This window comes from Sphingomonas sp. PP-CE-1G-424 (genome assembly GCF_004341085.1).
Classification (GTDB): domain Bacteria; phylum Pseudomonadota; class Alphaproteobacteria; order Sphingomonadales; family Sphingomonadaceae; genus Sphingomonas.
In genome coordinates, this window is the sequence record NZ_SLXW01000001.1 from 592,782 (window position 1) to 614,361 (window position 21,580).

The 21,580-nt window shown below is 66.6% G+C and carries 20 protein-coding genes; 9 read left to right on the top strand and 11 right to left on the bottom strand.

Annotated features, from left to right (window positions below):
* Positions 1–35 precede the first annotated feature (35 nt).
* Positions 36–1,796, bottom strand: a complete 1,761-nt coding sequence (pabB, locus tag C8J43_RS02700) for an aminodeoxychorismate synthase component I (protein WP_207893327.1) — start codon at positions 1,794–1,796, stop codon at positions 36–38.
* An 80-nt stretch (positions 1,797–1,876) separates the two neighbouring features.
* On the opposite strand from pabB, the gene C8J43_RS02705 reads away from it, so the two are divergent.
* Positions 1,877–2,536 carry an MBL fold metallo-hydrolase gene (locus tag C8J43_RS02705; RefSeq protein ID WP_133029620.1) on the top strand — a complete coding sequence of 220 codons (660 nt, stop codon included), beginning with the start codon at positions 1,877–1,879 and terminating at the stop codon, positions 2,534–2,536.
* A 255-nt stretch (positions 2,537–2,791) separates the two neighbouring features.
* Here C8J43_RS02705 and C8J43_RS02710 read toward each other — a convergent pair whose 3' ends face one another.
* Complete coding sequence (locus C8J43_RS02710) at positions 2,792–4,417, bottom strand: M28 family metallopeptidase (RefSeq protein WP_133029621.1); 1,626 nt, start codon at positions 4,415–4,417, stop codon at positions 2,792–2,794.
* On the bottom strand, positions 4,414–4,857 hold the full coding sequence (locus tag C8J43_RS02715) for an MAPEG family protein (protein WP_133029622.1): 444 nt from the start codon (positions 4,855–4,857) through the stop codon (positions 4,414–4,416). The genes C8J43_RS02710 and C8J43_RS02715 overlap by 4 nt, the downstream gene beginning before the upstream one ends.
* A 215-nt stretch (positions 4,858–5,072) precedes the next feature.
* On the opposite strand from C8J43_RS02715, the gene rpmF reads away from it, so the two are divergent.
* From rpmF to C8J43_RS02740, 5 genes are all read left to right on the top strand, one after another.
* Positions 5,073–5,252 (top strand): 50S ribosomal protein L32, encoded by a 180-nt coding sequence (rpmF, locus tag C8J43_RS02720; protein ID WP_056054400.1) that lies wholly within the window; start codon positions 5,073–5,075, stop codon positions 5,250–5,252.
* A 41-nt stretch (positions 5,253–5,293) separates the two neighbouring features.
* The gene (plsX, locus tag C8J43_RS02725) at positions 5,294–6,322 is read left to right on the top strand and encodes a phosphate acyltransferase PlsX (protein WP_133029623.1); all 1,029 of its coding nucleotides are present in this window, start codon (positions 5,294–5,296) and stop codon (positions 6,320–6,322) included.
* Positions 6,319–7,287 (top strand): beta-ketoacyl-ACP synthase III, encoded by a 969-nt coding sequence (locus C8J43_RS02730; RefSeq protein WP_133029624.1) that lies wholly within the window; start codon positions 6,319–6,321, stop codon positions 7,285–7,287. The genes plsX and C8J43_RS02730 overlap by 4 nt, the downstream gene beginning before the upstream one ends.
* Before the next feature lie 98 nt (positions 7,288–7,385).
* Entirely contained in the window at positions 7,386–7,682 is a 297-nt protein-coding gene (locus C8J43_RS02735) for an integration host factor subunit alpha (RefSeq protein WP_056054848.1), read from the top strand.
* A gap of 8 nt (positions 7,683–7,690) precedes the next feature.
* Positions 7,691–8,077: a MerR family transcriptional regulator gene (locus C8J43_RS02740; protein ID WP_121905081.1), complete on the top strand. Its 387-nt coding sequence runs from the start codon at positions 7,691–7,693 to the stop codon at positions 8,075–8,077.
* Positions 8,078–8,197: 120 nt separating this feature from the next.
* Here the strand turns inward: C8J43_RS02740 and C8J43_RS02745 are convergent, their stop codons facing one another.
* From C8J43_RS02745 to rpmI, 7 genes are all read right to left on the bottom strand, one after another.
* Positions 8,198–9,766 (bottom strand): peptide chain release factor 3, encoded by a 1,569-nt coding sequence (locus C8J43_RS02745; protein ID WP_056054389.1) that lies wholly within the window; start codon positions 9,764–9,766, stop codon positions 8,198–8,200.
* Positions 9,767–10,115: 349 nt separating this feature from the next.
* Complete coding sequence (locus C8J43_RS02750) at positions 10,116–11,000, bottom strand: aldose 1-epimerase family protein (protein ID WP_133029625.1); 885 nt, start codon at positions 10,998–11,000, stop codon at positions 10,116–10,118.
* Positions 11,001–11,172: 172 nt separating this feature from the next.
* Entirely contained in the window at positions 11,173–13,587 is a 2,415-nt protein-coding gene (pheT, locus tag C8J43_RS02755; RefSeq protein ID WP_133029626.1) for a phenylalanine--tRNA ligase subunit beta, read from the bottom strand.
* Positions 13,584–14,708 (bottom strand): phenylalanine--tRNA ligase subunit alpha, encoded by a 1,125-nt coding sequence (gene pheS, locus C8J43_RS02760; RefSeq protein ID WP_133030014.1) that lies wholly within the window; start codon positions 14,706–14,708, stop codon positions 13,584–13,586. The genes pheT and pheS overlap by 4 nt, the downstream gene beginning before the upstream one ends.
* Positions 14,709–14,730: 22 nt before the next feature.
* On the bottom strand, positions 14,731–15,060 hold the full coding sequence (locus C8J43_RS02765; RefSeq protein WP_133029627.1) for a GIY-YIG nuclease family protein: 330 nt from the start codon (positions 15,058–15,060) through the stop codon (positions 14,731–14,733).
* A gap of 286 nt (positions 15,061–15,346) precedes the next feature.
* Positions 15,347–15,712: a 50S ribosomal protein L20 gene (gene rplT, locus C8J43_RS02770; RefSeq protein WP_056054375.1), complete on the bottom strand. Its 366-nt coding sequence runs from the start codon at positions 15,710–15,712 to the stop codon at positions 15,347–15,349.
* A gap of 19 nt (positions 15,713–15,731) precedes the next feature.
* A complete protein-coding gene (gene rpmI / locus C8J43_RS02775; protein WP_031395289.1) occupies positions 15,732–15,935 on the bottom strand; it encodes a 50S ribosomal protein L35 in 204 nt (67 codons plus the stop codon).
* Positions 15,936–16,103: 168 nt separating this feature from the next.
* Here rpmI and C8J43_RS02780 point away from each other — a divergent pair, with 168 nt between their 5' ends.
* Positions 16,104–18,239: an AsmA family protein gene (locus tag C8J43_RS02780; RefSeq protein ID WP_207893313.1), complete on the top strand. Its 2,136-nt coding sequence runs from the start codon at positions 16,104–16,106 to the stop codon at positions 18,237–18,239.
* Positions 18,240–18,896: 657 nt separating this feature from the next.
* Here the strand turns inward: C8J43_RS02780 and C8J43_RS02785 are convergent.
* On the bottom strand, positions 18,897–19,730 hold the full coding sequence (locus C8J43_RS02785; RefSeq protein ID WP_133029628.1) for an inositol monophosphatase family protein: 834 nt from the start codon (positions 19,728–19,730) through the stop codon (positions 18,897–18,899).
* A gap of 90 nt (positions 19,731–19,820) precedes the next feature.
* Between C8J43_RS02785 and C8J43_RS02790 the strand changes: the two genes are divergently transcribed.
* Together C8J43_RS02790 and C8J43_RS02795 are read left to right on the top strand one after the other, a co-directional pair.
* Entirely contained in the window at positions 19,821–20,354 is a 534-nt protein-coding gene (locus C8J43_RS02790; protein WP_133029629.1) for a peroxiredoxin, read from the top strand.
* A gap of 68 nt (positions 20,355–20,422) precedes the next feature.
* The gene (locus C8J43_RS02795; RefSeq protein WP_133029630.1) at positions 20,423–21,478 is read left to right on the top strand and encodes a GGDEF domain-containing protein; all 1,056 of its coding nucleotides are present in this window, start codon (positions 20,423–20,425) and stop codon (positions 21,476–21,478) included.
* Positions 21,479–21,580: the final 102 nt, after the last annotated feature.

The following is a 21,580-nucleotide window of genomic DNA, read 5'->3' on the forward strand; positions in this document are numbered from 1 at the left end:
GTTGTCCGCGAGCGTCGCCGCGGAATTCGCGGGCGCTATACGCGCCGATCGGTCGAATTCGCAACCGTAACGATAGCAGGAATGAGCCCGCGGACCGCATTTCCGATGAAGAATCCGGCGGTCAGGTCGGCTCGGGTTAGCGGGGCTTCGGTTGCGCGGCCCGATTCGAGCAGGTCGGCGCGGAGAATGCCCGGGAGTAGGCCATGCCGTAGCGGCGGCGTGACGAGTGCTTCGCCACGTCGGACGAACAACGAGGTGAAGCTGCCTTCGGTGAGGAACCCCTCCACGTCCTCGAATACCACTTCGAACGTCGCCGCAGCTTTCCGCGCGTCGTCGTAGAAGGCGCGGGCGCTTGTCTTGTGGCGGAGCCGGAAGTCGGTCGCGGCGACCGGCAGCGGGACGATCGCAACGGTTGCGTGCGCAGGCGAGTGCGGGAGCGGTGCCGCCTCGATCGCGATCGCGCCCGATGGGCTGAGCAACAGGCGGATGCGGCGAGGTCCGCGCAGCCGGAATGTCGCGGCCTGGAGTTCGTTGCGCGCGGTGTGGCGGTCGAAGGTGAAGCCCAAGGCCTGGGCGCTCGCCTTCATCCGCGCGAGATGCGCTTCGAGACGGGTCAGGCCGGCCTCGGGGTCGAATGCCATCGTCTCGATCAGGTCGAAGCGGCGCTGGCCGGCGGTGACGAAGGCGCCCTTGGCATGGCATTCGTCCCACTCCGCATCGCCCACGCTGTCCGCAACGATGCCCGAGCCAAGACTCATCGTCGCCGCGCCGTTCTGGATCGCCAATGTGCGGATCGCGACGTTGAAGATCGCGTCGCCGTTCGCGTCGAAACGGCCGATCGCGCCGGTGTAGATGCCGCGAACGCGCGCGTGCTCGACCTCGGCGATGACCTCCATAGCGCGTTGCTTCGGGGCGCCGGTGATCGATCCGCAGGGGAACAACGCGGTCAGGACGTTGACCGCATCGCACGTAGGTTTCAGGGTTGCGGTGACCGTCGAGGTCATCTGGTGAACGGTCGGATAGGTCTCGACGGTGAACAGGTCGGGGACCGCGACGTGGGTGGCGACGCGCGACAGGTCGTTGCGCATCAGATCGACGATCATGAGGTTTTCGGCGCGCTGCTTCGGGTCGGCGGCGAGTGTTTCGGCGAGCGCACGATCGGTGTCGGGCGTCTCGCCTCGCGGTGCGGTGCCCTTCATCGGGCGGCAGGTGAGCGTGTCGCCGTCGAGTGCGAAGAAGAGTTCGGGGGAGAGCGACAGGAATCGCGTCTCGCCGGTGTCGATGAGCGCGCCGTATCCCGCCTTCGCCTGGCGCCGCAGCCGGGCGTAGAGCGCGAGCGGGTCGCCGACGAACGGCACGGTGGCGGCGAAGGTGAGGTTGGCCTGGTAGATGTCGCCCGCCGCGATCAGGTCGAGCACGCGCGACAGGCTGGCGTCGTAGGTGTCGCGGTCGATCAGCGGCTCGGGCGCACCAGTCCACGCGCCAGCGGGGTCGGGGAGCAACGCGGCGACGTCTTCGGGCGCTATCGTGTCGTACTTGGCGAACAGGCCGAACCAGAGCAGCGGGCCTTCGGTGCGGACATCGACCGCCCTCGATGCAAACGCGGCGCCGGCTTCGTAGGTAAGATACCCGGCGGCGTGCAGCCCGTCCTTGCGGGCGTTGCGGAGGGCGTCCAGTGCGGGGCGAATTTCGGCGAGCGTATCGGCGCGGATGATCCGGACGGGATCGCGGTACACTCGCGCCGGGGCGCCTGCCGCGCGGGCGTCATCGAGCAACACATAGGGCGCGGTCCACATCGCCTTCACTGTTGCACGGGCGATGGGGTAAACCGCAAGCGGCGATTGCTCCAACCGCCGCGTCATCCTATTTCGAGGGCATGACAAATCCACCACTCCGCGCCGCGATCGTGCCCGTCACGCCGATCCAGCAGAACTGCACGATCATCTGGTGCACCGAGACGATGAAGGCGGCGGTGATCGATCCGGGTGGCGACCTGCCGCGGATCATGGCTGCGGTCGAACAGGCGGGGGTGACGGTCGAGAAGATCCTGCTGACACATGGGCATATCGATCATGCGGGGGGCGCCAAGCGGCTGTCGAACGATCTCGGCGTGCCGATCGAGGGGCCGCACGAGGCGGATCGGTTCTGGTTACAGCGGCTCGATCAGGATGGGCCGAAATACGGGATTTCGGGCGTCAATTTCGAGCCGGACCGGTGGCTGGTCGAGGGCGACACGGTGTCCGTCGGGGATCTCGTGCTCGATGTGTACGAGACGCCGGGGCATACCGAAGGCCATGTGATCTTCCACCACGCGCCGTCGAAGTTCGCACAGGTGGGGGATGTGTTGTTCCAGGGGTCAGTCGGGCGATCAGACATGCCTGGGGGCAATCACGAGACGCTGGTGAAGTCGATCGTCGAGAAGCTTTGGCCGCTCGGGAGCGATACGAGCTTTATTCCGGGGCATGGGCCGGCGAGCACGTTCGCACATGAGCGGGCGACGAATATGTTCGTTAGCGATCGGGCTTTGGCGGAATAGCGTCCGCTTGCAACGCTAGCTGTTCCCCCGCGGAGGCGGGGGCCCAGACTCAACCAAAGGCGGTACGCTTGGCCCTGGGCCCCCGCCTTCGCGGGGGAACAAGAAACAGAAGCACCACCATTCAACGGCCCCACCCCGGCGAAGGCCGGGGCCCAGTTGGGGGACGAGGTTTGGCTAGCGTCGCGCTCTGTTACTGCCACCTTTCCAACTGGGCCCCGGCCTTCGCCGGGGTGGTTGCGAGCGTGAGGGCTGGTCTTACTTTCGCTCCGCTGCCGTCTCAGCCCGCACCGACTTGAACTCCGACCCGTCGCGCCACTCGGGCCACAACCGGCTGTTCGCCAGCTTCGTGCCGATCGTCTTGAACAACTCCACGTCCTGCGCCGCCCCGCGCAGGTCCCAGTCGGCGCCCCAAGCGTCACACGTCTGGTGATAGCATTTCATATAGCCGTCGAGCCACGCCTGCCCCGCAGTCCGGCCACCCTTGACCAGATCCGGCGCCCCACTGATCGCCATCAGCAGTAAGGTCGGCACGCCGCGCCGCGCGACCGAGAAATGGTCGGCGCGGTAGAACAGCCCGCGTTCGGGGAGCGCTTCCGGCGTCACGACGCGGCCCTGCGCTTTCGCCGCATCGCCGAGCATGTCCTCGAGGCTGTTCTGGCCGGCGCCGACCAGCATGACGTCCTTTGCGGGGCCTGCGGTCTGGAGGATGTCGAGCGTCAGGTTGGCGACCGTTTTGGCGGCCGGATAGACCGGGTTCACCGCATAGGTCTCCGAACCGAGCAACCCGCGCTCCTCGCCGCTCCACAGCGCGAAGACGAGGCTGCGGTCGGTGCGCGGGGCCTTGGCGAAATTGCGCGCGAGTTCGAGGACGCCCGCCACGCCTAGGCCGTCGTCGTTCGCGCCGGGCCGGATGGTGCGCCCCTGCGCATCGGGCGCGCCAATGCCGTAAGCGTCCCAGTGCGCGCCGAACATCACGACCTCGTCGGGATGCGTCTTGCCCGGCAGCTTCGCCAACACGTTCTGGCTCACGGCGGTGTCGTGCTTGACCGGCAAGTCGGTGGTGAACGCCTGCTTCAGCGCGACCGGGCGGAAGTCGCTCCGCCGCGCCGCTTTCCGTAACGCCGTCAGATCGAGGCCGGATGCGGCGAACAAGCGGTTCGCTGCGCCACCTTCGAGCCAGCCCTGGAGCATCACCCGCGATTCGGGATCCTTCCGGACGATGTCGTAATTTTCGCCGGCGGGAGCGGTGACCGTGTTCCAGCCATACCCAGCGCCCGCCGTGTCATGGACGATCAGCGCGCCGACCGCGCCACGTCGCGCCGCCTCTTCGTATTTGTACGTCCAGCGGCCGTAGTAAGTCATCCGGCGGTCGCCGAACTTGCCCTTCGCATCGTCGCCTGGGACCGCCTCGAAATCGGGATCGTTGACGAGAAACACCGCGACCTTGTCCTTGAGGTCGAGGCCCTTGAAGTCGTCCCAGCCGCGCTCCGGCGCGCTGACGCCGTAGCCGACGAACACCATCGGTGCGTTCTCGATCGCGACGCGGTCGACGCCGCGGACGGTGCTGAGATACACGTCGCGGCCCTGTACCAGCGCGGTGTCGCCGGCGCGGACGGTGCCCGCGCCCATCCGGGTGTGGACGAGCGGCACGGGTTGCGTCCAGCTGCCGTTCGGGCCGCCGGGTTGCGCCTTCATCGCCTTGAACTGCGCGATCAGCCAAGCGATCGTCTTGGTCTCGCCCGGCGTTCCGGGCGCACGGCCTTCGAAAGAGTCGGAGGCGAGCGTCTTCACGTCGGCGGACAACCGCTCTGGCGATACCTGCGCGGCGGCCGGTGACGCAGCCAGCAGCGCGGCAGCGGTAAGATAGCGAAGCGCGCTCATGCCCGGCCACCCGACGGCACGACCTGGAAGGTCTTGGCAGTGGGCACGCTGTTCGCCTGATACGCGATCGTCAGCGCCCACCCAGCCAGCACCGCCATCAACGCCCAGGTCGCCAGCGCGCCCCCTGCCCGCGGTACGCTCGATGTCGTCCGGTCCATCCCGAACGCGTGGGCGATTCGCGCGATCACGAACACCGCACCGGCGATCCACAGCCACAGCGTCGATCCGCCGGCGAGTTCGATCAGGCCGATCAGGATCAGGATGAACGGCGCGTATTCGGTGAAGTTGGCATGCGCGCGCATCCGCGCCTGCAGGCGCTGGTTGCCGTCGTCGCCGATCAGCACGCTCTCCTTCACGCGCATCGGCACGATTCGGAAGGCGAGCCACAGGTTGACGACGGCGGCGGCCGCGGCGATCGTCAGCGTTACGGGTAATATCACGGCGTTGCCCCTCGAATATCAGGTCTTTTGTCAGCCGCATGCCCTGCCACTCTGGGCCAAAGCTTGCAACGCGGGGTGAAATCGCTATAGCGCCACGCTTCGCGAGCGTCAGGCCGCATGGGTTGCTTCAGGCGGCCGGCATTCTTGTCGGTTGCCTGTGTCCTGTGTCCGGACGTACTCGGAGCCCCGACCTTTAGATTGAACAAGGTGCCGAAATGGCCGTCCCCAAAAGAAAAACCTCGCCCTCCAAGCGCGGCATGCGCCGTGGTCACGACTCGCTCACGATCGCGTCGTTCCAGGAATGCCCCAACTGTGGCGAACTGAAGCGTCCGCACAACCTGTGCGGGTCGTGCGGTCACTATAACGGTCGCGAAATCCTCTCGATCGAGGGCTGAGGATTCCGTCCGGAACCTCTAACTTGAACGAAGGATAAGCGATGCCCGACAGCGGCTGGATCGCGGTCGATGCGATGGGTGGCGATGACGGGCTGGCAGTGATGCTCGCCGGTGTCGCCCGCGCGCGTCATCAATTCGAGGGCATGCGCTTCCTGCTGGTCGGCGACGAAGCTGCGATTCGCGAGGGGCTGAAGGCTCATCCGAACCTGTCGCAGCATTCGGAGATCGTCCACGCGCCGGAAGTCGTCGGGTCGAGCGACAAGCCGACCCAGGCGATTCGTCGCGCCAAGAAGACCTCGATGGGCATCGCGATCGACCTGGTGAAACAGGGTCGCGCCGCCGCCGCGGTGTCGTCGGGGAATACCGGCGCGCTGATGGCGATGGCGAAGCTGTCGCTGCGGATGCTGCCGGGGATCGACCGGCCCGCCCTCGCGGCGCGTCTGCCGACGCTGGGCGACACCGACATGGTGATGCTCGACCTCGGTGCGAACACCGAGTGCGACGCGCGCAATCTCGTCCAGTTCGCGATCATGGGCGCCGCCTATGCGCGCACCGCGCTCGACATCCCGCATCCTCGCGTCGCGCTGCTGAATATCGGCAGTGAGGACATGAAGGGTACGGACGAGATTCGCGATGCGGCGGCTCAGCTGCGCGCGACGCCAGCGGTCGACATGCAGTTCAACGGCTTCATCGAAGGCGACCGTCTGTCGCGCGGTGATGTCGACGTCGTCGTGTGTGACGGATTCTCGGGCAACATCGCGCTGAAGACCGCCGAGGGCACCGCGCGATTTGTCGCCGACTTGCTCAAGCGCGCGTTTCGCAGCTCAGTCCGGTCGAAGCTTGGCTTCCTGATCTCGCGGCCCGCGACCGAGTTGCTGCGCGATCACCTCGATCCCAACAATCACAACGGCGCGGTGTTTCTCGGGCTCAACGGCATCGTCGTGAAGAGCCACGGCGGCGCCACCGAGCGCGGCGTCGCGACCGCGATCGGCAATGCCGCCAAGATGGTCCGCAACGATCTGGTACGGCGCATCGCCGACGATCTGGGCAGCGTGGAGAAGGCGGCATGATCCGGTCTGTGGTCATCGGCACCGGCTCCGCCCTGCCCGCGCGCCGCGTCTCCAACGCCGAGCTGGCGGAACAGGTCGACACCAGTGACGAGTGGATCGTCGAGCGCACCGGCATCCGCTTCCGCCACATCGCCGGCGAAGGCGAGACGACCGCGACGCTCGCCGCCGATGCTTGCCGCCGCGCGCTCGCCGCCGCCGGTATCGAGGCGCAGAGCATCGACCTGATCGTGCTCGCCACCGCGACACCCGACCAGACCTTCCCCGCCAGCGCCACCAAGGTGCAGGCGATGCTCGGCATCAACGACTGCGTCGCGTTCGACGTCGCGGCGGTCTGCTCGGGCTTCCTGTACGCGGTCCAGGTCGTCGACAGCATGATCCGCAGCGGCGCCGCCAAGCGCGCGCTGGTGATCGGCGCCGAGACGTTCAGCCGCATCCTCGACTGGGAAGACCGGACGACGTGCGTGCTGTTCGGCGACGGCGCCGGTGCGATCGTGCTGGAGGCGCAGGAGACCGCGGACGATGGCGGTCGCGGCATCCTGACGACCAAGCTGCACGCCGATGGCCGTCACAACGAACTCCTCTATGTCGACGGCGGCGTCTCGACCACCGGCACCGTCGGCAAGCTCCGCATGAAGGGCCGCGAAGTCTTCCGCCACGCGGTGACCAACCTGGCGTCGGTGATGACCGAGTCGCTGGCGATGGCCGGGCTGTCGTCGGACCAGGTCGACTGGGTCGTCCCGCATCAGGCGAACGCGCGCATCCTCGACGCTACCGCGCGCAAACTCGGCCTCGCGCCGGAGAAGGTCGTCGTCACCGTCGACCAGCACGCGAACACCTCGGCAGCCTCGGTTCCGCTCGCGTTGGACGTCGCCGTGCGCGACGGACGTGTCCGACAAGGACAGATCGTCGTACTAGAGGCGATGGGCGGCGGGTTCACCTGGGGTGCTGCGGTTATCCGCTTCTAATCCTTTCGAATCATCTCGATTCGCTTGTAGAACAAAAGTTCTTCCGGTCGCTCCCGCGCTTGTGTAGGAGGTTCGCCGAGTGTGGGAGCTTGATGAACATGACGACGGGTACTTTGACGCGGGCCGATCTGGCCGAATCGCTCCACAAGGAGGTCGGGCTGTCGCGCTCGGATTCCTCCAAGATCGTCGAGCAGATCCTGACCGAGATGTGTGGGGCGCTGTCGCAGGGTGAGAACGTCAAGATTTCGGGGTTCGGGACGTTCGTGCTGCGCGACAAGGGCGAGCGCGTCGGTCGTAATCCGAAGACCGGCATCGAGGTGCCGATCGCACCGCGCCGCGTGCTGACGTTCCGCGCTAGCCAGATGATGCGGGAACGCATCGTCGAGGCGGACTGACGCCCGACATGCCTGATACCGACGACGTACTACCCGATGCCGGGGGGCAAAAGGCCGGTGCGGCGTTTCGGACGATCGGCGAACTGTCGCGCGACACCGGTCTGCCGCAGCATATCCTGCGCTATTGGGAAACGCGCTTTCCCCAGCTGAAGCCGCTGCAACGCGCGGGCAACCGGCGGTACTATCGTGCCGAGGATGTCGCGCTGGTGCGGCGAATCGACCAGTATCTCAACCGCGAGGGTTATACAGTGCGCGGCGTCCAGCAGTTGCTGGGGGCGGAGAAGCGCGCACCCGCCATTCCCGGACCGGGCGAGATCGTCGCGCAGGCGGAGTCGCCGATGACCGCGTTGCGCGCGATCCGGGACATGCTCGCCGAGGCGCTCGCGGCGGACTGACATTCTCCCCTCCCTGGAGGGGAGGGTCGGGGGTGGGTCGGTTTCCACAAGCTCGCACGGCAGTGGCACGAGCCGGCCTACCCACCTCCAACCCCTCCCTTTCAGGGAGGGGGGCTTAGACTACCGCTCGCGCGTCGCGGCGAAGCGGATCTTCGCATAACGCTCGGCGATGTAGTTCACTTCCCACGCGCTCTTGGCGAGGAAGACGGGGTTGCCGTCGCGGTCCTTGGCCATCGCGCCGCGGTTGATCTCGGCGAAGGTCTTCAGTTCGAGCGGGTCTTCCGCCGTGATCCAGCGCGCGGTCTCGTACGGCGCAGGCTCAAGCCCCGCCGCGACCTTGTACTCCGCATCCAGTCGCGACAGCAGCACCTCGAGCTGGAGCTGCCCGACCACGCCGATGATCCAGTTCGAGCCGATGTCGGGATAGAACACCTGCGTCACCCCCTCCTCGGCCATGTCGTCGAGTGCCTTGCGCAACTGTTTTGTCTTGGTGAAGTCCTTCAGTACGACGCGGCGCAGGATTTCTGGCGCGAAGTTCGGCAGGCCGGTGAAGCGGATCGTGGCCTTCTCGCTGAGCGTGTCGCCGACCCGCAGCGTGCCGTGGTTGGGGATGCCGATGATGTCGCCGGGGAACGCCTCGTCCGCCAGCTCGCGGTTTTGCGCGAAGAACAGGATCGGCGAATGGACTGCGATCGGCTTGCCGTGGCCGGTGGGCGTAAGCTTCATGCCGCGCTTGAACACGCCCGAGCACAGCCGCATGAACGCGATGCGGTCGCGGTGGTTGGGGTCCATGTTCGCCTGCACCTTGAACACGAAGCCGGTGACTTCGGGCTCGTCCGGCGAGACGGGCGCAGGCTCGGCGGGCTGCGCGCGCGGTGGCGGGGCATAGTCGGCGAGCGCGGCGATCAGTTCGGCGACACCGAAGTCCTTGAGGGCCGAGCCGAAATAGACGGGGGTCAGATTGCCCGCGCGATAGGCCTCGGGGTCGAAACTGGAATAGCCACCCTGTGCGAGTTCGGCTTCGTCGTTCAGGCGGATCATTGCTTCGGGGCTGAGGATCTTGGCGAGTTCGGGATCGTCGATGCCGGTGAACGGGATCGCCTTGCCCATGAACTCGCGGCTGTCGCCCTCGGGGCGGCTCAGCGTGTTGGCGTAGAGATCGTAGACGCCCTCGAACTCGCCGCCCATGCCGACCGGCCAGCTCATCGGGCACACGTCGAGCTGGAGCATCTCGGCCACCTCGTCGAGAAGCGAGAACGGATCGCGGCCCTCGCGGTCGACCTTGTTGACGAAGGTGATGATCGGCACGTTGCGCAGGCGACAGACCTCGAACAGTTTGCGCGTCTGTGGCTCGATGCCCTTGGCGGCGTCGATCACCATGACCGCCGAGTCGACCGCGGTCAGCGTGCGATACGTGTCCTCGGAGAAGTCTTCGTGGCCCGGCGTGTCGAGCAGGTTGAAGGTGATCCCCTGGCGCTCGAACGTCATCACCGACGAGGTGACCGAGATGCCGCGCTGCTGCTCGATCTTCATCCAGTCGGAGCGCGCGCGGCGGGTCTGGCCGCGCGCTTTCACTTCGCCGGCGAGATGGATCGCGCCACCGAAATAGAGGAGCTTCTCGGTCAGCGTGGTCTTGCCGGCATCGGGATGCGAGATGATCGCGAAGGTGCGGCGGGGAAATTGGGTCATGGCGAGGGTCCGGTGCGCCGAGTCTGGGCTCGGAAGGTAAGGAAGTTCAGGCTACGTGCCGCTCGCAATCCCCTTCCCGCGCGGGACGCGGCGGGATCGGGAGGAGGCGGCATGCAGCGATCATCGCGTGCTATTGGCAGATGCGGGGCGTGTAGGACAGAGGGGAGACATTGGTCATCCTCTCCGGTTGGGACCGATGTTCGATCCTCCCCCGCCAGGGGGAGGTGGCGCGAAGCGTCGGAGGGGGAGGACACGGAACAGCGGTTCTCCCTTACCTCCCCCTCCGTCTGGCAAGAGCCAGCCACCTCCCCCTGGCGGGGGAGGATCGCAGAGGTCCGATGCAGTTGGTTCAAATGGTGGTAGTCACCAGCGTCACGCTCATTTCGATGCGCTTCGTACCGCCGGCGGGGATCTCGAACACGCCGGGCTTGTCGCGGTAGTCGCCGGTATAGCCTTCGGGATCGGCGATGCCGTGCCAGGGCTCGACGCAGACATAGGCCGCGCCGGGCTTGGTCCAGATGCCAAGCTTGCGCGTGTCGGGGAAGGCGATCTTCAACTGCGGGCCGGTCTTGACGCCATAGGTGACGGCGTCGGAATGGATCGGGTCCCAGACCAGTGCATCCTTGGCGAACAGCTCGTCGCGCAGGGCGATGACACGGTCCTCGACCGGCGAGGGGCGCTCGTCGACGGCGATCTGGCCGTCGGGGCTGATCGCCTTCAGCTTGCCGGGTTCGTCGGCGTCGAACGTGATGCGATGATCGGCGCGAGGCTCGCCGTACGGGAGCGGCCACGCGAAGGCGGGGTGGAAGCCGAAACTAGCCGGCATCGGCGCGTCGGTGCGGTTGTGGATGTGCGCCTCGATTCCGAGCGTCGCGCCGTCGAGCGTGAAGACGATGTCTAGTGCGAAAGCGAACGGGTAGGCCTTCCGGGTTTCGTCGCTGTCGGTGAGGCGGAAGGTGGCGGAGGTCTCCGACTGCGCGATCACGTCGAACATCGAATGGCGCGCGAAACCGTGCTTCTGCATCGGGTAGGCCTGGCCGTCGAGGCGGATGACGCCTTCGTTGACGACACCGACGACGGGGAAAAGGATCGGCGCGTGACCGGTCCAATAGGCCGGGTCGGCGTTGGTCATCAGCTCGCGGCCGTCGGCGTCGTGGAGGTGGGTAAGCTCGGCACCGTGCGGGTTGATCTGCGCGGTGAGGTGGTCGTTGGCGATCGTGATCAGGTCGGTCATGGGGTTCCTTCCGTGAGCTTCAAACGCGCGAGGCTTCAAAACGCTCACCCCACTCCACCCCGGCGAAGGCCGGGGCCCAATTGGCTGACGTTGCCAACGACGCGCATCGCTCCGTTACACCAGCCTTTCCACTTGGGCCCCGGCCTTCGCCGGGGTGGGGTTTGGGGCGAGGTTATCCCCGAAGACTCGCGCCCTGTTTTGCGGCGGCCGCGACCACCTTGTCGGCGATCGCCTTGATCTCTTCGTCGGTGAAGCTCTTGGCGGTCGGTTGCAGGACGACCTCGACCGCGACCGACTTGTGGCCGTCCTCGACCCCGGCCCCGGTGAACACGTCGAACACGCGGGCCGAGACGATCGCGACCTTGTCGGCGCCCTTGACCGCACGGACGAGCGTGTCGGTGGCGAGCGCTGCGGGCACGAGGAAGGCGAAGTCTCGGCGGACGGCTTGCAGCGCCGGCGGCGTGTAGGCCGGACGCGCGAAGCCAGTGGCGCGCTTTGGCGGGATCGCGTCGAGGTAGACTTCTACCGCAGCAACCGCGCCGTCGAGGTCGAACGCCTTCAGCACCGACGGATGGAGCATGCCGAAGCTTGCCAGAACCGTCTTCGGTCCGAGGCGGAGCGTACCGGACTGGCCGGGGTGCCAGGCGTCGCCGGCCTCCCCCATCACTTGCAGGTTATCCACCGGCGCGCCCGAGGCCGCGAGAAGCGCCAGCGCTTCGGCCTTCGCGTCATACGCGTCGAAGGTCGCCGCTTTCCCATCGCGCCAGCCGCGCGGGCGGCGGTCGCCGGCGAGGACTACGCCTAGCGTCGCGCGCTCGGCGTCCGCCAGATAGCGGCGGCCGATCTCGAACAGGCGGACGCTTTGCTGGCCACGCTTGAGGTTCCGGCCGGTCGCTGCAAGCAGGCCGGGGAGCAGCGACGGACGCATGACTTTCAGGTCTTCGCTGATCGGGTTGGCGAGCGTCCAGGCACCGCCGCCGAAGGGGGCTGCTTCGGTTTCGGAGAGGAAGCTCCACGTTACCGCCTCGTCGAGCCCTCGGGCCGCCGCCGCGCGACGCGCGCGACGTTCGAGCTTCTGCTCGGGCGTGGCGGTCGGCTTGGCGACGCCGGGCATGCGGGGGAGCGGCGTCGAGGGGATATTGTCGATGCCCTCGATGCGGACGACTTCCTCGACGAGGTCGGCGGGGCCGTCGACGTCGCGCCTCCAGCTCGGGATCGTGACCGGCCACTTGCCCTCGATCGTCGAGAACAGCGCATCGCTGAACGCGTCGGCGGACGTGATCGCGCCGATCGTGAAGCCGAGCGACAACAATGTGCGCGCCTGGCGTTCGGGGGCGACGTGGAGGCCACCGAGCTCTGCACTCAAGCGCGGGTCGTAGTGGATCACGCGGGGCTCGAGCGGGAGTTCGCCCGAGCGGGTGACGTCGCTGGCCGTGCCGCCGCAGATGTGGAGGACGAGCGCGGTGGCGATCGCGAGGCCGTCTTCGAGGAACGCCGGATCGACGCCGCGTTCGAAGCGGCTGCGCGCGTCGGAGGTGAGCGTCAGCTTCTGGCCGGTGCGGGCGATGTGGTCGGGATCGAAATACGCGCATTCGATCAGCACGTCGGTGGTGTCCGCCGAGACGCCCGAATGCTCGCCGCCCATGATGCCGCCGATGTCGTGCACAGCGGTGTCGTCGGCGATGACGGTCATCGTCGCGTCGAGCGTGTAGGTCTTGCCGTTGAGCGCGACGACCTGCTCGCCGTCCTTGGCTTTCCGCGCGACGAGGCCGCCGGAGAGTTTGGCGCGGTCGTAGACGTGCAACGGGCGGCCGAGGTCGATCATCAGATAGTTGGTGATGTCGACGAGCGCGGAGATGGGCTTCTGGCCGATCGCGAGCAGGCTGCGGCGCATCCATTCGGGGGACTCGCCGTTGGTCACGCCGGTGACGGTCTGCGCGAAGAAGGCGGGGCAGCCGGCGGTGTCTTCAGTGCGGACGTCCGGGCCCGCGCCCTCACTCGTGAACGCGCCGAACGTCAGCGGCGTAAGCGTGCCGAGGCCGGCGGCGGCGAGGTCCCGCGCGATGCCGCGGACGCCCATGCAGTCCTGGCGGTTGGGTGTGATCGCGACGTCGATGACCGGATCGGTCAGGCCGGCATAGTCGGGGTACGCGGTGCCGATCGGGGCGTCTTCGGGCAGTTCGATGATGCCGTCGTGATCTTCGCCGAGTTCCAGTTCACGCGTCGAACACATCATGCCGTTGGATTCGACGCCGCGGATGCTGGCGAGCTTTAGCGTCACGTCGAGGCCGGGGACGTACGCACCGGGCGCGCCGAACACGCCGACCAGGCCGGCGCGCGCGTTGGGGGCGCCGCAGACGACTTGCAGCGGACCGTTACCGGCGTCGACCGACAGGATCTGGAGCTTGTCGGCCTGCGGGTGGCGTTCGGCGCTGAGCACCTTGGCGATCTTGAACGCGGCGAGCTTCTCGCCGGGGTTCTCGACGCCTTCGACCTCGAGGCCGATGCGGGTCAGCGCCTCGACGATTTCATCGAGCGTGGCGGTGGTTTCGAGGTGCTGCTTGAGCCAGCTGAGGGTGAACTTCATGCGCCGACTCCGCCGGACAAGGTGGGGACGTCGAGGCTCGAAAAGCCGTAATGCTTGAGCCAGCGGATATCGCCGTCGAAGAACGGGCGTAGGTCGTCCATGCCGTATTTGAGCATCGCGAGGCGGTCGATGCCGCAGCCGAACGCGAACCCCTGCCATTCGTCGGGGTCGAGTCCGCAGGCTTCGATCACCTTGCGGTGGACCATGCCCGAGCCGAGGATCTCGAGCCAGCCATCGGGCTCGGCGCCGCCGACGACGCGCTTGCCCTTCACGAGCGTGTAGCCGACGTCGATCTCGACCGAGGGCTCGGTGAAGGGGAAGTAGCTGGGGCGCAGGCGAAGCACGATGTCGTCGCGCTCGAAGAACGCCTTTACGAACGTCTCGAGCGTCCATTTCAGGTGTCCGAGCGTGATGCCCTTGTCGATCACGAGGCCCTCGACCTGGTGGAACATCGGCGTGTGCGTCGCGTCGGAGTCCGAGCGGTAGGTGCGGCCGGGGGCGATGATGCGGATCGGGGGTTTCTGCGACAACATCGTGCGGATCTGGACCGGCGACGTGTGCGTGCGGAGCAGCGTCCGCTTCGTGCGAGCCGCGTCGTCGGCAAAGCCGTCGCCGTCGGACGACGGGCTTTGCCCGTCGCCGGCCGTTCTCGGTTCCTCGAAATAGAAGGTGTCGTGCATCGCGCGCGCGGGGTGCGTCTCGGGAATGTTGAGCGCGGTGAAATTATGCCAGTCGGTCTCGATCTCGGGACCGGTGGCGACCGCGAAGCCGAGATCGGCGAAGATCTCGGCGAGTTCGTCCATGACCTGCGACACGGGGTGGATCGTGCCGGCGGGCGTGGCGTCGGCGGGGAGCGTCATGTCGAGCGTTTCGCTGGCGAGGCGCGCGTCGAGCGCGGCGCGTTCGAGCGTGGCCTTGCGCTCGGCGATGCCGTTGGCGACGGCCTCGCGGAGACCCTGAATCAGCGGGCCTTGGACGAGGCGCTCGTCGGGCGTCATCTTGCCGAGCGTCTTCAGCAGCGCGGTGATCGTGCCCTGCTTGCCGAGTGCCTCGACCCGGCACGCGTCGAGTGCGTCGAGGCCGGATGCGGCGGCGATCGCCGTCAGCATGTGGTCGCGCATCTGGTTCAGGTCTTGCGTCACGTCATACTCCCAGGGCGGGTTCGGTCAGGCGGGGCAGCCCGAGGCCGATACCCAGATCGTCCCAATTTTCGTTGCGCGCTTCGATCAGTTCGATCTTCCACGCTCTTCGCCATTCCTTCAGCCGCTTCTCGCGTACGATCGCGGCCTCCATCGTGTCGAACATCTCGTAATAGGCGAGACGCTTGATGCCGTACTGGCGAGTGAAGCCGGGGATCAACCCCTCTCGGTGCTGAACGAGCCTTGCGAGCAAGTTTGAGGTTACGCCGATGTAGAGCGTGCCGTGGCGGCGGGAGTGAAGGATGTAGACGCACGGCTGAAAGGTTTCGCGCATTTCGTGCTCCCCTTGATCGCCCGCTTGATCTGTAAAGCGAAGTGCTTCGCAGTTCCGTGCATCAACACCCCGTCATCCGGGCGGACGCCGGGACCCACGGTAGCAGGCCGGAGGATGATAGCACGTTATCACCGGGTCCGCCGTAACCATGGGTCCCGGCGTTCGCCGGGATGACGGATGGGGGCGAGGGGGTGATCATAGTTGGGGCGTTCACTCCGCCCAAAACGCAGAAAGGGCGCCGGTGGTCTCCCACCGACGCCCTCCCGAAACTCACCTCAGTCGCGAATTACGCGGCCTGGGGGAGAGCCGCCTTCACCTGGGCGACGATGGCGCTGAATGCTGCGCCCTCGTGCATGGCGATGTCGGCCAGGACCTTCCGGTCGAGTTCGATCCCTGCAAGCTTCACGCCGTGCATGAACTGCGAATAGGTCAGACCCTCGGCGCGGACGCCGGCGTTGATGCGCTGGATCCAGAGGCCACGGAACGTGCGCTTCTTAACCTTGCGGTCGCGATATGCGTACTGTCCGGCCTTCTCGACGGCCTGACGGGCGATGCGGATGGTGTTCTTGCGACGGCCATAATAGCCCTTCGCCTGAACCAAAATACGCTTGTGCTTGGCGCGGGTGGTAACACCCCGTTTTACGCGTGCCATTGTCTAATTCCTTCTCAGCTCAACGCAGGCCGTAAGGCGCCCAGGCCTTGACTGCTGCGGTATCGGCCTTCGACAGCAGCTTGGTGCCGCGGTTCTGACGGATGTACTTTCCGTTGTGATGCGCCAGACGGTGACGCTTGCCGGCGACGCCGTGCTTGAGCAGGCCGGTGGCGGTGAGCTTGAAGCGTTTCTTGACGCCGCTCTTGGTCTTCAGCTTGGGCATTTTTATCCTTTCGGTTACGAAGGAGGACGCTGAAATCGCCGCGGCAGCCCACACTGGCCGGGCGATTCGTCGAACGCGTTCCCTTCGAGGAAGCGGGCCGCATAGACGCAATGATCCGCCATATCAACCGTTGTGGAACTGACGCGGCTGTCGTGCGATAGGCCAAGCATGGACGACAGCCCGACGCAGCCGATCGAGACCCCTCCCCCGGCCCCTGCGCCGGTCGAGGCGCAAAAACGTCGCAAGCGCCGGATACTGCGCAACATCCTGCTCGGGATCGTCGCGGTCGTCGTCGCGATCTGGCTGGTGCTGTACATCACCAAGGGGCGCTTCCTGAAGCATCCGTTCGAGCGTGTCGTCGGCTCGCTCACGCACCGGACGCTGACCGTACGTGGCGATTTCCAGCTCTATTTCGCGCCGTTCCGCATCAAGCTGTATGCGGAGAACTTCACGCTCTCGAACCCCGACTGGGCGAGCAGGCCGAACCTGTTCCAGGCGGACAAGCTCGACACGCGGATCGCGCCGCTGTCGCTGCTCTTCGGCAAGCGGCGGCTGTACTGGCTCGATCTCGTCAACGGCGCGGTCGATCTGGAGTGGAACGCGGCGCATTCGGCCAACACCTGGACGTTCTCGAACAAGAAGGGCGGCAAGCCGCTCGAATTCCCGCGGATCGACGTGGCGACCGTGACGGGCACGACGGTGCGCTATCTCGATCCGCGGATGCGCGTGCTGGCGGACCTCAAGGTCGCCGACATCCGCTCGGTCGACGCGACGATCGGCCGCGCGGTCGGGCTGACCGGCAAGGGGCGGTTGCGCGAGACGCCGTTCACCGTGACCGCGCAACTCCTGTCGCCGGACGCGACCGCCAATCGCGGGCAGAACAAGCTGGTCGCGCGGGCGCGGGCGGCGGGGAACATCATCGACGTCGCGGGGACGCTGCCGAGCATCGCCGATGTCGAGAACGTGCCGCTCGCCGTGACCGCGCGGGGCGCAAACCTGTCGACGCTGCTGGGCGTGATCGACGTCGCGATCCCAAACACGCGGACCTACAAACTGCGCGCGCAGCTGATCAAGCAGGGCGACGAATACGCCTTCACGCATCTGCGCGGCTTTGCAGGCCGAACCGATCTCGCGGGCAAGCTGACGATCGTCAACGGCGAGCGCATCCATCTCGATTCGGTGCTCACGACCAAGAGCCTCGACATCATCGATGCGGCGCCGTTCATCGGCTTCAATCCCGACATCGTCGAATCGAAGGGGGCTGTCGCGGCGGCAGCCGCGACGGGCGCCGCACCACAGCGCCTGCTCCCTGACGGGAACCTCCCGGTCGCGACGATGCAGATCTTCGATGCCGACCTGAAATGGACGATCGGCGTGGTGAAGTCGCGCAACCTGCCGATCTCCAACGTCGATCTGACGCTCGACCTAGAACGCGGGCGGTTGGCGCTGTCGCCGCTGACCTTCTCGATGGCGCGCGGCAACGTGGCTTCGGACGTGATCTTCGATACGCGCGCACGGCCGAGCGCGGTCTCGTACGATATCCGCCTCGCGCCGACGCCGCTGGGTCGGCTGCTCAAGGGCTATGGCCTGACCGAGGCCGGGACGACCGGGACCGTAAAGGGTCGGATCAAGCTCGAGGGACGCGGCGATTCGATTCACGATTCGCTGGCGTCATCACGCGGACGGATTGCGTTCGTGCTGCCGTCGGGCGCGCTGTCGGTCCGCAACGTGCAGCTCGCCGAGCTCGACATCGGCACGTTCGCGCAGCGGATGTTCCAGGGTCAGTTGAACGAACCGGTCCAGATGAACTGCGGGCTGATCGGCTTCACCGTGCGCGGCGGGGTCGCGGCCGCGGACCCGATCCTGATCGACACGCGCAAGAACGTCATCGTCGGGCGGGGCGGGTTCAGCTTCCGCAACGAGGCGGTCGATCTGGCGTTTCGGGCGGATTCGAAGAAGTTCAGCCTGTTCGCGGGGCAGTCCCCGATCGGAGTCGGCGGCATGTTCGCCGCGCTGAAAATGAACGTGATCTCGAAGGATCTGCTCGCGCGCGTCGGCAGCGGGCTCGGGCTGGCTCTGGTGGCGACGCCGGTCGCGGGGATTTTGGCGTTCGTCGATGTCGGCGATGCGAAGTCGACGGCGTGCGGTCCTGTGCTGGCCGGGGCGACGGCGGCGGCGCAGCGAACGACGAAGGGCCAGCCGCGCGACGACGTGGGGCATGGCACGACGGCCAAGGCCGAGGACGGGAAGACGTCTGCGGCGGAGAAGAAGGGGCAGCGAAAGAAGTTTCTCGGGATTTTCTGAGGTGGGCGCGAAACTAGCGCCCCTTCCCTGCTTTGTTCGGCCCGGGATCAGGCGGACGTTCGGGTCGATGGTTGGACCTGCTTCGACGGCTGGCGTGCCGTATCCGTGGGTCCCGGCGTCCGCCGGGATGACGGATGGGGGTGCGAGTATGGCATGGCGGTGGAGATGCAGGAGGCCGATAAAGGCCGCTCGTTTGGATAGCGCGCGGTGCCTGGGTTGGGTTGCGATCACCGCAAGACCATCGTCTCTCACCACACCCGCCCCGTCACCCCGGCGGACGCCGGGGCTCATGGTAGGGTTGGCTCAGACGGCTAACGTGTCGTGTCCGTAGGTCCCGGCGTCCGCCGGGATGACGGATAGGGGAGTGAGTAGGCATGGCGGTGGAGACGCAGAAGGCCGATAAAGGCCGCCCGTTTCAATAGCGCGCGGTGCTTGGGTTGGGTCACGATCACCGCAAGACCATCGTCTCTCACCACACCCGCCCCGTCACCCCGGCGGACGCCGGGGCCCATGGTAGGGTCGGCTCAGACGACCAACGTGCCGTGTCTGTGGGTCCCGGCATCCGCCGGGATGACGGAAGGGGGGTGGTGATGTGGGGGCGTTGCGCTTTGCGATGCCGCCCTCCCCTATCCCCTCCCGCAGGCGGGAGGGGCATTCTTATCCGTGATCGTGACCGGCGTGATCGTGCCCGTCATCGCGCACCCGGTGCATCGCTTCCAGCACGTCGTCCATCCGCGCGGGGTCGCCGATCGCTAGGACATGGCCTTCGCTCGCCGCGGTCAGGGGGTCGCCGTTCCAGTCGCACATTATGCCGCCGGCGCCTTCGACCACCGGCACCAGCGCGGCGAAGTCGTAGATCTTGAGCCCCGACTCGCACACGACATCGAGATGCCCGCTCGCGAGCAGGCCGTAATTGTAGCAGTCGCCGCCATAGACAGGCCCCTGCCGCGGGTTGCCGCCCGAAATCGCGGCGACGAGGGCCAAATAATGCGGGACGTCGACCTCGTCGAAGAGGTGCGGGCTGGTGGTGGCGATCGTCGAGCCTGCCAGTTCGCGACAGGTGCGCGTGCGAACGGGGACGCCGTTGAGCGTCGTCGGGCGGCCCGCGACGCCGACCCAACGTTCGCGCTGGACCGGCTGGTCGATGATCCCGAGCACCGGCCAGCCATCCTCGACCAGCGCGATCAACGTGCCGAAGATCGCACGGCCGACCGTGAAGCTGCGCGTGCCGTCGATCGGATCGAGCACCCATTTGCGGTTGGTGACGCCCGGCTTCTCGCCAAACTCCTCGCCGACGATGCCGTCGCCTGAGCGCTCGGCGTCGAGCAGCCGGCGCATCGCCGATTCGGCCTCGCGGTCGGCGCGCGTGACGGGGGATTGGTCGTCCTTGATCTCGACGCCGTGCTCATGGCGGAAATACGGTCGGATGACGTTGCCCGCTGCATCCGCGAGGCGGTGCGCGAGATCGATATCGGCTTGGGTGACTGGCATGACCCCTGCCTATCGGCCGCAGCCGTCGCGAGCAATGGACGGATCATCCGCGTGCGCGTAGGTCGTTGCAATCCAACCGGAGTATCGTCCATGCGCCTCGTCTCGACTATTGCCGCCGCCCTGCTCGTCGCAACGCCGGCGTTCGCCGCGCTCGCGCCAGGTGCCAAGGCGCCCGACTTCACGACTCGCGGGGCGATCGCGGGCAAGGTGTTCACGGTGCATCTCGCCGAGCAGCTGAAAAAGGGCCCGGTCGTGCTCTACTTCTTCCCGGCGGCTTATACCGGCGGCTGCAACGCCGAGGCACATGCGTTCGCCGAGGCGATCCCCGCGTTCACCAAGGCGGGCGCAACCGTGATCGGCATGTCCGCCGACAACGTCGAGACGCTCAGCAAGTTCTCGGCCGAGAAGTGCGCGGGCAAGTTCGCGGTCGCGAGCGCAGGTCCCAACGTGGTCAAGGGCTATGACGTCGCACTCGGCAAGCAAGTGCTGGGCCGCGCCGTGACCAAGCGCACCAGCTACGTCATCGCCAAGGACGGTCGGGTCGCGTTCGTGCATGACGACATGAACCCCGCCGAGCATGTCGCGACGACGTTGGCGGCAGTGGAAAAGCTGACCGGCAAATAGCTGCCGTTCTGGTGACAATATGCTAACGCTTTCGGGTCTATGCCTTTGGTGGGGATGCGGAGGAAGTCATGGGGGACGCGCAAGCGGCCAAGCCGGTATCGGGGGCAGACCCAAGAAACTCGCTGTACGAGCGTATCGGCAGGTTCCTTGACGAGCATCGCCTGAGCCCCGACCCCGCGCATTACCATTTCGCGCATGCCGTTCTGTCGGCGCCCGACCAGCCGCTGGCGATCGCGGTCGCCCGGCTGACCGATGGCGGGGTTCGCCTTAGCCGCAACGATATCGAACGACTCGGCGGCCAGGTCGTCGCCGGCGCCCCGGCGGCGCACCGTCCTGCCTCCGGCCAGGCGTCGGAAGTCGCCGCGGAAACCGGCGTCGACAGCGCGATTTCGCTGGTCGTCGAAACGCAGCACCACGTCGAAGACTTCACGCAGATCATGCGGACGATGCAGGACGAAACGCGGGGCTTCGGCCGCGATCTCGCCAAGAGCGCCGCCGCGATCAAGCAGATCGCCGAGATCGACGAGATCACGCAGATCACCAGCATGATGATCGGTCGGATCCACGACAGCGAAGTGCGACTCGCCGCCGCCACCGCCGAAGCCGATATCCTGCGCACCAAGCTGGTCGAGGCGCACGACATCGCCCGGCGCGATATGCTGACCGGCCTGCCCAACCGCCGCGCGTTCGAGGAGGCGTTCGCCGAGCGCGACCTCGATGCCGGACCCTATTGCCTGGCGGTGTGCGACATCGACCGGTTCAAGGGCGTCAACGACCTCCACGGGCACGGCGTCGGCGACCGCGTCCTCATCGCGATCGGACAGGCGTTGTCGAGCGAATGCGCACCGCATCTGGTGGTCCGCCACGGCGGCGAGGAGTTCGCGCTGCTGATCAAGGGCAAAACCCTGTCGGATGCGGCCAAGTTGCTCGATCGTGTTCGCGCGACGGTGGCGGCGAAGCGATACCGCAACCGTGAGACCGACGCCCCGCTGGGAAGCATCACCTTTTCGGCGGGCATCACCGCGATCCATATCGAAGAAACGTCGGGAATCGCGTTCTCGCGCGCCGACCGCCTGCTTTACACGGCGAAAGAACAGGGCCGCGATCGGATCTGTGCCGCCTGATCCCGTAAAATGGCGTGTTTTGCGCACGCGATCTGGTGCGATTTCCCAACGGCACGGACCGCTCTAGAGAAACCCTAGCCGGCACAACGACTTAAGAAACTG

Coding starts and splice junctions, on each gene's coding strand:
- pabB (WP_207893327.1), bottom strand. CDS start 1,796: ATGTGGACCGCGCCCTATGTGTTGCTCGATGACGCCCGCGCGGCAGGC.
- C8J43_RS02705 (WP_133029620.1), top strand. CDS start 1,877: ATGACAAATCCACCACTCCGCGCCGCGATCGTGCCCGTCACGCCGATC.
- C8J43_RS02710 (WP_133029621.1), bottom strand. CDS start 4,417: ATGAGCGCGCTTCGCTATCTTACCGCTGCCGCGCTGCTGGCTGCGTCA.
- rpmF (WP_056054400.1), top strand. CDS start 5,073: ATGGCCGTCCCCAAAAGAAAAACCTCGCCCTCCAAGCGCGGCATGCGC.
- plsX (WP_133029623.1), top strand. CDS start 5,294: ATGCCCGACAGCGGCTGGATCGCGGTCGATGCGATGGGTGGCGATGAC.
- C8J43_RS02730 (WP_133029624.1), top strand. CDS start 6,319: ATGATCCGGTCTGTGGTCATCGGCACCGGCTCCGCCCTGCCCGCGCGC.
- C8J43_RS02735 (WP_056054848.1), top strand. CDS start 7,386: ATGACGACGGGTACTTTGACGCGGGCCGATCTGGCCGAATCGCTCCAC.
- C8J43_RS02740 (WP_121905081.1), top strand. CDS start 7,691: ATGCCTGATACCGACGACGTACTACCCGATGCCGGGGGGCAAAAGGCC.
- C8J43_RS02745 (WP_056054389.1), bottom strand. CDS start 9,766: ATGACCCAATTTCCCCGCCGCACCTTCGCGATCATCTCGCATCCCGAT.
- C8J43_RS02750 (WP_133029625.1), bottom strand. CDS start 11,000: ATGACCGACCTGATCACGATCGCCAACGACCACCTCACCGCGCAGATC.
- pheT (WP_133029626.1), bottom strand. CDS start 13,587: ATGAAGTTCACCCTCAGCTGGCTCAAGCAGCACCTCGAAACCACCGCC.
- pheS (WP_133030014.1), bottom strand. CDS start 14,708: ATGCGCGACCACATGCTGACGGCGATCGCCGCCGCATCCGGCCTCGAC.
- C8J43_RS02765 (WP_133029627.1), bottom strand. CDS start 15,060: ATGCGCGAAACCTTTCAGCCGTGCGTCTACATCCTTCACTCCCGCCGC.
- rplT (WP_056054375.1), bottom strand. CDS start 15,712: ATGGCACGCGTAAAACGGGGTGTTACCACCCGCGCCAAGCACAAGCGT.
- rpmI (WP_031395289.1), bottom strand. CDS start 15,935: ATGCCCAAGCTGAAGACCAAGAGCGGCGTCAAGAAACGCTTCAAGCTC.
- C8J43_RS02780 (WP_207893313.1), top strand. CDS start 16,104: ATGGACGACAGCCCGACGCAGCCGATCGAGACCCCTCCCCCGGCCCCT.
- C8J43_RS02785 (WP_133029628.1), bottom strand. CDS start 19,730: ATGCCAGTCACCCAAGCCGATATCGATCTCGCGCACCGCCTCGCGGAT.
- C8J43_RS02790 (WP_133029629.1), top strand. CDS start 19,821: ATGCGCCTCGTCTCGACTATTGCCGCCGCCCTGCTCGTCGCAACGCCG.
- C8J43_RS02795 (WP_133029630.1), top strand. CDS start 20,423: ATGGGGGACGCGCAAGCGGCCAAGCCGGTATCGGGGGCAGACCCAAGA.